Raw genomic sequence first — 11,382 nt, 5'->3', positions numbered from 1 at the left:
CGAATTTGAAAATTAATGGCGGCTAGCACGGTGACTGCTTGAACCATTAATTTTGTGAACGCGGCGTTTAAAGTGCGGATGTTGACTGACAACCAGGTGAAAGTTTTTCATTTTACCATTAAAGGGTTGGTTGCTAAGCCGAATTCTTGTCCAGGTTTCCATCGCGTGAATCATTTGCTCTAAGCTATGGAGTTGTTCACGGTCACCTTCTCGAACTGCGGCATCGTGAATATCGGATCGTAACCGGTGGACAAAATCATTGTGGTAGTTTAGCAAAACATCGGTTAATGGGGCGTGACGATACTCATTAAATAATTTTTGAATTAATACCATTGCTTCATGGGTATTTTTTGGTTGAATATAGTTATGACGTTCTGACTTTACTTCTCCTAGAAAATGTTTGACTATTCTTGACTTTTAGAAAGATGGTTGGTATATTATAAAGTGTGTCTAGCACTCAGCCATGAAGAGTGCTAAAAGGAAGTGATCAAAATGCTAACACAGCGTCAAGAAGCAATCTTAAAAGCAATTGTTCGACAGTATACGGACACTGGGCAGCCTGTAGGCTCCAAAGTGCTCGTTGGTCAATTACCAATGAAAGTCAGTTCAGCAACGATTCGTAATGAAATGGCTTATTTGGAGCATGAGGGAATGGTTACGAAAGAACATTCTTCTTCGGGCCGGATTCCTTCAAAAAAGGGCTATCGATATTATGTCGACCATTTACTTGATCCAGATAGTGTTTCTGATAACGATTTAGTAGTTATTCAGAATTCGCTAGGTACGAACTTTGCCAAACTTGACGAGATCATTTCGCACTCTGCTGATATTTTATCACAGTTGACTTCATTAACTGCATTTACAATTAAGCCGGAACCAAAGGATGCCCGTTTGAGTGGGTTTCGTTTGGTGCCATTAGGTAATCAAAAGGTTATGGGAATCTTGATCACAGATACTGGTGACGTTGAAAACCAAACTTTCCGTATTCCACGGGATATGGATACCGATGCACTAGAGGCAGTTGTCCGGATGATTAATGATCAACTGACCGGCAAGACTTTAGTTGAAGTTGTTCGACGACTGCAGACTGACTTGCCGATTCAGGTTCATCACTATTTAGAAAGTCCGGAAGGCTTTTTGGATATTTTCGACAACATTATTTCCCAGGCGGAACGTGAACGCTTCTTTGTTGGTGGTCGACTTAATTTAATGGGAATTGCTGGTAAGCAAAGCCCTAGTGAAATGAAGGCATTGTATGAACTGTTAGACACAAATGACCGGATTTCACGCATTATTGATTCGGATAGTGAGGGATCTGGGATTACTGTCAAAATTGGTAATGAGATTGCGAATAGTGATGTTTTAAATAACTACTCGTTAATTACTGCTAAGTATAATGTTGATCAATACGGTGAAGGAATGATTGCTGTATTGGGGCCAACCGCCATGCCATATTCACGAACGATTGGAATCGTGGATGCATTTCGAAAGGAACTAGCTAAGCGGTTGCTTAACTATTATCATCATTATTATGGTTCTTAGGAGGGATTAAATGGCCAAGCAAGAAAAGGCAAACGAACGTAGTTCAGCGAAAGAAAAAAAGACTGCTGAGCAAACTCAAAAAGCTTCATCAGTAAAAAAGAATCAAACTCCTTCAGCTACTGATGAATTAAAGAAACAGGTTGCTGATCTTAAAAACCAGCTTGAAGAAAAGGACAATCAATTTTTACGGGCTGAAGCTGAAATCCAGAATATGACCAAACGTTTTGAAAAAGAACGAAGTCAAATGGCAAAATACGATGGACAAGATTTGGCAACCAGTATTTTACCAGTGCTCGACAACTTAAAGCGAGCATTAGCCATTGACGTTTCTGATGAAAATGGTCAGCAGTTGAAGAAGGGTATCCAAATGGTCCATGATCATTTAGAGAAAGCGTTAGCTGATCATGACATCAAAGAAGTTGATGCATTAGGAAAGCAGTTTGATCCGAACACTCAGCAGGCGGTCCAAACGGTCGCAGCAAGTGGTGATCAAAAAGCTGACACCGTTGTTCAAGTTCTCCAGGCTGGTTATGTTCTGAAGGACCGGGTTTTACGCCCAGCAATGGTTGTTGTAGCTCAATAATGGAAATTAGTTAATAAAAAAGAGGGATAATTATGGCAAGTAACAAGATTATTGGTATCGACTTAGGGACTACCAACTCCGCGGTTGCCGTTATGGAAGGTAATCAACCAAAGATTATTACTAACCCTGAAGGTGGCCGGACTACTCCATCAGTTGTTTCATTTAAGAATGGTGAAACCCAAGTCGGAGAAGTGGCTAAGCGACAAGCAATTACAAATCCAAATACTGTGAAGTCAATTAAGAGCCACATGGGTGAAAAGGACTACACAGTTGATATTGAAGGTAAAAAGTATACTCCACAAGAAATTTCAGCAATGATTCTTCAATATTTGAAGAAGTACGCTGAAGACTATATTGGTGATACAGTTGATAAGGCGGTCATCACTGTTCCAGCTTACTTCAATGACGCCCAACGGCAAGCTACGAAGGATGCTGGTAAGATTGCTGGTTTAGATGTTAAGCGGATTATTAACGAACCAACTGCTTCATCATTAGCTTATGGTCTAGACAAAGAAGACAAGGATGAAAAGATTCTGGTTTATGACCTTGGTGGTGGGACCTTCGATGTTTCCATTCTTGAATTAGGTGATGGGGTCTTCCAAGTTCTCTCCACAAATGGTGATACTCACCTTGGTGGTGACGACTTTGACCAAAAGATCATGGACTGGTTAATCGATGGTTTCAAACAAGAACATGGAATTGACCTTTCACAAGACAAGATGGCACTCCAACGATTGAAGGATGCTGCCGAAAAGGCTAAGAAGGATCTTTCTGGTGTTCAAGAAGCCCAAATTAGCTTACCATTCATCACTTCTGGTGAAAATGGTCCACTGCACTTGGAAAAGACTCTGACCCGAGCACAATTCAATCAATTAACTAATGACTTAGTTGAAAAGACTAAGCAACCAGTTATGAATGCCTTGAAAGATGCTGGATTATCATTTAGTGATATTGACCAAGTTATCTTAAACGGTGGTTCCACCCGGATTCCTGCTGTCCAAGAAATGGTTAAGGAATTAACTGGTAAGGAACCAAACCACTCAATTAACCCTGACGAAGCCGTTGCTTTGGGTGCCGCTATTCAAGGTGGGGTTTTAACTGGTGACGTTAAGGACGTTGTTCTTTTGGATGTTACCCCACTTTCCTTAGGGATTGAAACCATGGGTGGCGTCTTCACGAAGTTGATTGATCGGAACACGACGATTCCAACTTCCAAGAGTCAAGTCTTCTCAACCGCAGCAGATAACCAACCAGCTGTTGATATTCACGTACTCCAAGGTGAACGTCCAATGGCCGCCGATAACAAGACGCTTGGTAACTTCCAACTAACGGACATTCCGCCTGCACCACGTGGGGTTCCTCAAATCAAGGTTACCTTTGATATTGATAAGAACGGGATTGTAAATGTTTCTGCTGAAGATCAAGGAACCCACAAGAAGCAAAAAATTACGATCAAGTCCAGTTCAGGTCTTTCAGATGAAGAAATCGAACGGATGAAGAAGGATGCCGAAGAGCATGCAGATGCCGATAAGAAGAAGAAGGAAGAAGCCGATGTACGGAATGAAACTGATCAATTGCTCTTCCAAACTGATAAGACGCTGAAGGAACTTAAGGGTAAGGTTTCTGAAGACGAAATCAAGAAGGCTGAAGATGCTAGGTCTGCTTTGCAAAAGGCAAAGGACGATAACAACATTGAAGAAATGAAGTCCAAGAAGGATGATTTGAATAAGATCGTTCAAGACTTAACCGTTAAGCTTTACCAACAAGCACAACAACAAAACGGTGGTGCACAAGGTAACCCAACTAGCGGTGCTTCAAATAATGACGATAAGAAGGGCAACGATGGCAACACCGTTGATGGCGACTTCCAAGAAGTTGATCCTGACGACAAGAAGTAATTGTCGGCCATGAAAAAGCCAAAGGCCGGGTGACCGGACTTTGGCTTTTACTTATGGTATACTAACCACAATTATTAAAGAATGAGGGAAGATTGATGGCTGAAGAAAGTTATTACGATATTTTAGGGGTAAAAAAAGACGCCTCGGAACAAGAGATCAATCGTGCATACCGTAAATTAGCTGCAAAGTACCACCCGGACGTTAACCATGCACCGGGAGCTGAAGAAAAGTTCAAGAAGATCAATGAAGCCCACGAAGTATTGACGGATCCGCAAAAGCGGGCACAATATGATCAATTTGGATCTGCTGGGCCCAATGCTGCTGGTGGTCAAGGTTTTGGTGGCTTTGGCGGCCAGGGATTCGGCGGTGCACAAGGCTTTGGCGACTTTAGTGATATCTTTGGTGACATTTTCGGTGGTGGTCGTGCACGGCGTGACCCAACTGCACCTCAGCAAGGACGCGATTTACAATATACCATGACCCTTGAATTTATGGACGCAATTAATGGTAAGGAAACCGAAATTAAGTATCATCGTGAGGCTCAATGTGACGTTTGTCATGGTTCCGGAGCTAAGCCTGGCAAGTCACCAGTCACCTGTCATGAGTGTCAGGGTCGGGGATACATTCTTCGGCAACGGCAAACCATGATGGGAATGATGCAATCCCAAGAAACTTGTCCAGTTTGTCACGGTACAGGCAAGGAAATCAAGCCGGAAGATCAATGTACAAAGTGTCATGGAACTGGTCACGTTGCTGAACGGCATGCATTGAAAGTTAAGGTTCCTGCAGGGGTTGATGATGGTCAACAAATGCGCTTGCAAGGTCAAGGTGAAGCGGGAACTAACGGTGGACCATATGGTGACTTATACATTGTTTTCCGGGTCACGCCGAGTCGAGAATTCAAACGTGATGGTTCAAACATCTTTGTTGACCGCGATATTTCGTTCTCCCAAGCTGCCTTGGGTGACAAGATTAAAGTGAAGACGGTTCATGGTAATGTTGATCTGAAGATCCCAGCTGGGACGCAATCTGAAACCAACTTCAGATTACGAGGTCAGGGGGTTCCGCACCTGAACGGTAAAGGTAATGGTGATGAACACGTCCGGATTCACGTTAAGACGCCGAAGAACCTGAATAAGCGTCAACGAGAAGCAATGATGGCTTTTGCTGCTGCTTCTGGTGAAGATGTGAAAGGTGTAAAGAATGGTTTCTTTGATAAACTTAAAGATGCCTTTGATGAAAAATAGTGAATTCTGATTAAGAAGACCCGAGTGGTGAAACCCGGGTCTTCTTTGTGTTCAACGGGATTTTTGCTATAATTATTGATAGTATGCATGTAGAAAGCGAGTAGTGACAAAATGAACTTAGATGAAATGAAGGAACGGCAAAAGCGAATTCGAAATTTCTCCATTGTTGCCCACATTGATCATGGGAAATCAACGTTAGCTGACCGCATTTTGGAAATGACGGATTCAATTTCTAAGCGGGAAATGAAGAACCAAATTCTGGACGATATGCCACTTGAACGCGAACGGGGGATTACGATCAAGCTGAACGCTGTGGCGTTAACCTACCATGCTAAGGATGGTCAGGACTATATTTTCCATTTAATTGATACTCCTGGTCACGTGGACTTTTCATACGAAGTTTCGCGTTCATTAGCGGCTTGTGAAGGTGCGGTTTTGGTTGTTGATGCAACCCAAGGGGTCGAAGCGCAAACGTTGGCGAATGTTTACCTGGCTCTTGATAACGACTTAGCAATTTTGCCGGTCATTAATAAGATTGATCTACCATCAGCGGATGCCGCAGGCACCAAACAACAAATAGAAGACGAGATCGGTTTAGATACAGATGATGCTGTTGACATTAGTGCTAAGACGGGGCTTGGTGTTGACGAAGTACTCGAAAAGATTGTTAAAGATGTTCCTGCACCGACAGGAGATTTAACAGCTCCACTGAAGGCCTTGATTTTTGATTCTAAGTATGATGATTACCGTGGGGTTGTTCTCAGTGTTCGGGTATTTGAAGGAACGGTCAAGAAGGGTGACCGCATTCGTTTAATGAATAGTGGTACTGAATACGAAGTGGCTGAAGTCGGGATTAACTCGCCTAAACCACTGGAACGAGATGTTTTAATGGCTGGTGATGTTGGCTACATTACTGCGGCCATCAAGGACATCAAGGATACGCGAGTTGGTGATACGGTAACGAGTGCTACGAATCCAACCGAGAAACCGTTATCCGGTTATCGGCAAATGACGCCAATGGTTTACGCCGGTTTATACCCAACTGACAATGCGAAGTTTAACGATTTGCGTGATGCACTTGAAAAACTACAATTGAACGATGCCGCCTTAACTTTTGAACCCGAATCTTCACAAGCGTTAGGGTTTGGATTCCGGTGCGGCTTCCTTGGTTTATTGCACATGGATGTCATTCAAGAACGTTTGGAACGGGAATTTGATCTTGATCTGATTACTACGGCGCCATCGGTAACTTATCATGTCGATATGCATGATGGTTCAATGAAGGAAGTTGAAAATCCAGCGGACATGCCGGATGTAACGGAAATCAAGGATATTAAAGAACCATTTGTGAAGGCATCTATCATGGTACCAAATGATTATGTTGGTGCGGTAATGGAATTGTGTCAACGTAAGCGGGGGCAGTTTGATACGATGGAATACTTGAGTGATACTCGAGTAAATGTGATCTACCATATTCCGTTAGCAGAAATTATCTTTGATTTCTTTGATAAGCTCAAATCTAGCACTCGTGGTTACGCCTCACTTGATTATGAGATTGATGATTATCGCGTTTCTGATTTGGTAAAGATCGATATTCTTTTGAATGGCGACAAGGTGGATGCGCTGAGCTTCATTACACACCGTGATTTTGCAGCGGAACGTGGTCGAGAGATTGCATCCAAACTAAAGAATATCATTCCGCGACAAAACTTTGAAATTCCAATTCAGGCTGCCATTGGTTCTAAGATTATTGCGCGGACAAACATTAAAGCCTATCGGAAGGATGTTACCGCACGGATTCACACTGGTGATCCGGATCGGCGCGCCAAGCTATTGGACAAGCAAAAACGTGGTAAAAAGCGGATGAAGGCTGTAGGTAAAGTGGATATTCCACAAGAGGCCTTCATGGCCGTTTTGAAGACGGATGAAGAAGTTGACGATAAGTAAACGTTGATAAAATGGGGGTTATGCAATATGCGCATAAACCCCGTTTTATTCATTTCACTATTTTTTACCACATTTTTACCACAAAAATTAAAACAGAGTTAGAATCAAGCAAAAGTTTGATCTAACTCTGTTAATTTGTTTAGTTACATATTGTTGCTAATTATCTTTTCTTCTCAGGATACCAGTTAGGCCGAGAACACTAGCTAAACCAGCAAGTGCAAGACCAATGACAACCTGATGATCATTCGTACCGGTTTGAGGTAATTGCGATTGATGACGATTTGATGGTGCCGTTGTTAACTTAGTAGCAACGGCATTTTTATCGTTTTGCATAGTAGGTTGAGTGGCATTTGAAGTCGTTGGGTTAATAACAACTGATGTGGTTTCCGGCACTTTAGAATCTGCTGCTAAGTGGTCGGTTGCAGCAGGAGTAGGGTGTTGAACCTGGATCACCACTGTCGGGATACCAGAAGCAGTCGCTTGAATACTGGTTGGTATAGTTTGGCCAGGAAGAATGGTGTAACCATCTGGAATCACAGGATTAATTGAAACAAGTTCATCTGTTTTACCGAAGAGGGGTGTTGATCCAACTTCCTGACCGTTATCAATGTAAGAAATTTTCCCGGCCTGCGTATTAGGTAAGTATGAAATTTCAATCGGATTGAAATTACTATTAATATTGACACTAGTTGCAGGAGCATTCCGAGTTGCAGTGTAGCCAGGAATAACCGGAGCATCATATTGAGTAAAACTACCTGTGGACCAAGATCCTTTGGAAGTCGGCTTATTAATAACTTCGTCAATATTGACTGGTCGAGAGAGGGTCAGAGTTTGGGTTGCATCAATGATTGTTCCATTTGGCGAATGAACAGTAATCGGCCGCGTTATTGTTGCCACCTCAGTGCTTTGCGTAATCTTGTGACGAATTTGAATCAAAAGCGGCTCAGAATTTAAAACCGTCTTATGAAGTTTGAGTCCAGTGGAATCATCTTTTTTATTAGACAATTCATATGGAAAACTAAATGAATAATCCAAATTAGCTTGTGCTGGATCCACTAATTCCCAGCCAGCAGGAAGCTTAGGGTGTACGGTAACCGTTGAATCCATTGTTCCTTTAAATGATTGTGGTGTGCTATTACCGACTGGTTTTCCATCTTGATCAACAAAGTAGTAATCTTTAGTTAATTCAATCGGTTTAACGTTAATGGTCAGATTTTCATCAACAAACTGATCAAGCGGGTTTACCGAGTTACCATCTTGGTAACCTTGTAAGCCAATAAAAATAACGTTTGATTTAGGCTCATTATCAAGGCCCCCGTTAAGAAAACTATTCATCGCTTTCGCATAATCAGTTAATTTTTGAGAATCGAATTGATAGTCTAAAAAGTCATATTGACCAACGTTTACGAGTGTAACTAGAGTTCCTTTAATCGCAAATAATCCTGCATCAGAATAATTATGGGTAACATCGCTGGAGGAAGTGCTGATGGTTGCCACATATCCCCACGGAATTTCCACCGGAAGTCCTGTTAGTCCGGGTGATCCAGCACTATAAAGAAGTTTATAACCGTCGATAATGTATGCAGGTGAGCTATAATAAATTTCGTTAGTAACTAGGTCAATCGATTTCGTAACTTCTATTTCAATTGGCAACACTAATTGGTGACCACTACCAACCAGTGATTGTTGATTGTTAGAAAAGTCCCAATTATAAACGCTATTTTGGTAATGGTCAGGTAAACCATTAACGGTAATCGTCAAATTTTTGGTTGAACTCAGCAGTGTGTCTTTAGTCTGGTGCTTCAGGAAAACTTCGAGGGGATCGTTATTTGAAAAGTTTAACTGATCGGCAAAACGTCCATTATATTCGCCACTTAATTCCCAATTCGTCGGGATGGCCAACTTGATCGACTCATCTGCGCCTGTGTCAGTCACCATCTTGATTTCACCAGAGTGACTGTTGACTTGTTGAGTTGCTACTGTATCGGTTTTCCCGGTATCTGGATTATTGTATTTAAATACAATTTGCTTACTAACGACCTTTTGGGTTGGAGTTGATGAGTCATCAGGTGTCGGGTCAGAAAGAACCACTGAACTGGCGTTTGCGTCAGAAGGTGATTCTGATTGAGATTTTTTTGTAACCGGGTTCGTTAGTCCATTATCAGAAGTGGCAGCATGAGCGGTTACTCCTAAATAAAAGGAAGTACTTAGGAGGACCGAAGCAACACCAATTGATAGTTTCCGTAAACCATAATGTGGTTGTTGCCGGAAAAGTTGTTTTGAATTTTGCTTATTCTGGGTAGCCATTATGAAACCTCGCTATCTAAATTATTTGCGATGATATTATATCGCTTACAATCAGAAAACGGTAGGTAATTTGGCTAATTCGTGCCATAAAATATCTGAGCTTATCAATGACGATAAGTATGTTTTTATTAACCCAATGTATAACCATTTCTTATCGGCGGAGATGAAACAATATCTAGATTTAACTGCAGTTGCACATAAAACGTTTAAGTATACTTCTAATGGGTCGGTCGGGTTATTGAATGTTTAGAAAGCTAGCATGGTTTGGGAAAAGTTATCGTGTTAGAATAATGGAAATAAAATATTTGTCTTGTTTTATAAAAATTGCTCCTACTTTGTTGATGGCAAAGTGGGAGCTGTATTTTAAGAAAGGATATGAATAATGATGTGGACGTCAAAAACATTTAACAAATTAACGGTTTCTGAACTTTATCAAATCATGGTATTGCGAGCCAAAGTTTTTGTGGTCGATCAAAAACGAATCTATCAGGATCCAGATAACCGGGATCAACAGGCGATCCATATTTTTAAGCAGGATCAAGATGGATAAATTGTTGCCTATGCTCGAGTATTTTTGATTGATGCGCAGACCGTTACTTTTGGTCGGGTAGTTACTAGTAATAAGGTACGTGGTCAAGGTGTCGGTGGCCAGCTTCTTACTAAAATTATGGAAGTTATTCGGGAAAATTTTCCTGGTAAATTAATTGAGATCGAGGCACAGAAACAAGTGCAGGGCTTTTATGAACGGGCTGATTTTGTTAGCGATGGAGAACCATTTATCTACAAATCAACACCGCATATTAAGATGGTTCATCAACCGCTTTAACACCATTTCCTAAAGCTGTTAAAGAAGTAATTAATGGATAATCATAAAGCCAGTGGAGCATAGGCGTTCTGCTGGCTTTTTAGCTGTGGTAAGATAATCTAAATTTATCAAAACAATTCTGTAGGGAGACAGTTGATGCAAATCAAAGGACTATCCACCATCACCGATCAAGAAATGGACCAGTTAGTTAACGTTTGGGAAAGTGCCGTTACTGCAACTCACTATTTTCTAACTAAAGAGGGAATTCAAACGATTAAACAATATGTTCCCCAAGCTTTTCGTGAAGTTGAACATCTACTAGTTGCCATTCAGGATAATCAAATTAAGGGACTGATGGGCATTAACGGAAATAAACTTGAAATGCTGTTTATTGACAATAGCGAACGTGGTCATGGGATTGGAACCAAATTACTTAGCTTAGGAGTTGATAAGTATCATGTTAATGAATTAGCGGTGAATGAACAAAATCCGGCTGCTTGAGGCTTTTATGAACATATGGGGTTTAAAGTTGTTTCCCGGTCACCAATTGATGATCAGGGGAATCCGTATCCGATATTACGGATGCGGCGGAGATAAATATGTAGTTACGAGGTGTAAGGTCGATGAAGATTTCAGGATATGAAGATTTACGCGTGCAGCGAACCATTAAATCAATTTATGAAGCATTTGAAGAATTGATTGTGGAGAAGGACTACGAAAAAATCACAGTTACCGAGTTAGCTAAACTTGCCATGATCAATAAAAAGACGTTTTACCGATATTATCCGACGCTGGATGATCTTTTAGCTGAAATCCAGGCCCATTATTCTCAGGAATACCTCCAGCAGATTGAAAATTTCCAGTATCCGCGTGATCTTGCTAAAAGTGTGCGGGCGTTTTTCACTTATTCGGCGGCTCAGGATAGGGCATATGAACGGATTACAATTAGCTCTGCTGATTCAGCATATGCTGGAATTCGTCAGCAGATGATTAACCAGGTGATGAATAAGACCTGGGGAACCTCGCCAGCCTTTAACCCGCTTGAATGACTGG

Annotated in this window: 8 protein-coding genes and 3 pseudogenes; 9 read left to right on the top strand and 2 right to left on the bottom strand. The window is 41.5% G+C overall.

What is annotated here, in order from left to right:
• Positions 1-12: 12 nt before the first annotated feature.
• Positions 13-333, bottom strand: coding sequence for a hypothetical protein (locus AC1EKL_RS06420; protein WP_480189412.1), 321 nt, complete (start codon positions 331-333; stop codon positions 13-15).
• Between the two features lie 159 nt (positions 334-492).
• On the opposite strand from AC1EKL_RS06420, the gene hrcA reads away from it, so the two are divergent.
• The 5 genes from hrcA to lepA all read left to right on the top strand — a co-directional run bounded on the left by hrcA (position 493) and on the right by lepA (position 7,217).
• Positions 493-1,542: a heat-inducible transcriptional repressor HrcA gene (hrcA, locus tag AC1EKL_RS06415; RefSeq protein ID WP_480189987.1), complete on the top strand. Its 1,050-nt coding sequence runs from the start codon at positions 493-495 to the stop codon at positions 1,540-1,542.
• A 10-nt stretch (positions 1,543-1,552) separates the two neighbouring features.
• Positions 1,553-2,125 carry a nucleotide exchange factor GrpE gene (gene grpE / locus AC1EKL_RS06410; RefSeq protein WP_480189414.1) on the top strand — a complete coding sequence of 191 codons (573 nt, stop codon included), beginning with the start codon at positions 1,553-1,555 and terminating at the stop codon, positions 2,123-2,125.
• 32 nt (positions 2,126-2,157) lie between these two features.
• Positions 2,158-4,023, top strand: a complete 1,866-nt coding sequence (dnaK, locus tag AC1EKL_RS06405) for a molecular chaperone DnaK (RefSeq protein ID WP_480189415.1) — start codon at positions 2,158-2,160, stop codon at positions 4,021-4,023.
• 95 nt (positions 4,024-4,118) lie between these two features.
• On the top strand, positions 4,119-5,270 hold the full coding sequence (dnaJ, locus tag AC1EKL_RS06400) for a molecular chaperone DnaJ (protein WP_480189416.1): 1,152 nt from the start codon (positions 4,119-4,121) through the stop codon (positions 5,268-5,270).
• A gap of 111 nt (positions 5,271-5,381) precedes the next feature.
• Positions 5,382-7,217: a translation elongation factor 4 gene (gene lepA / locus AC1EKL_RS06395; RefSeq protein ID WP_480189417.1), complete on the top strand. Its 1,836-nt coding sequence runs from the start codon at positions 5,382-5,384 to the stop codon at positions 7,215-7,217.
• Positions 7,218-7,373: 156 nt separating this feature from the next.
• On the opposite strand, the gene AC1EKL_RS06390 is transcribed toward lepA, so the two are convergent.
• Positions 7,374-9,524 (bottom strand): mucin-binding protein, encoded by a 2,151-nt coding sequence (locus tag AC1EKL_RS06390; protein WP_480189418.1) that lies wholly within the window; start codon positions 9,522-9,524, stop codon positions 7,374-7,376.
• Positions 9,525-9,594: 70 nt separating this feature from the next.
• Between AC1EKL_RS06390 and AC1EKL_RS06385 the strand changes: the two are divergent.
• The 4 genes and pseudogenes from AC1EKL_RS06385 to AC1EKL_RS06370 form a co-directional block, all read left to right on the top strand.
• Positions 9,595-9,765: pseudogene (locus AC1EKL_RS06385) on the top strand (NAD(P)H-dependent oxidoreductase); the annotation flags it as partial.
• Positions 9,766-9,909: 144 nt separating this feature from the next.
• Positions 9,910-10,350 (top strand): annotated as a pseudogene (locus AC1EKL_RS06380) (GNAT family N-acetyltransferase).
• Between the two features lie 135 nt (positions 10,351-10,485).
• Positions 10,486-10,926, top strand: a pseudogene (locus AC1EKL_RS06375) (GNAT family N-acetyltransferase).
• A 26-nt stretch (positions 10,927-10,952) separates the two neighbouring features.
• Positions 10,953-11,378, top strand: coding sequence for a TetR/AcrR family transcriptional regulator (locus tag AC1EKL_RS06370; protein ID WP_480189419.1), 426 nt, complete (start codon positions 10,953-10,955; stop codon positions 11,376-11,378).
• The last annotated feature ends 4 nt before the right edge of the window (positions 11,379-11,382 follow it).

Source organism: Limosilactobacillus sp. C0001E2, from assembly GCF_056590915.1.
The sequence above is the reverse complement of the archived record's forward strand: the minus strand, read 5'-3'. Positions and strand labels throughout refer to the sequence as shown.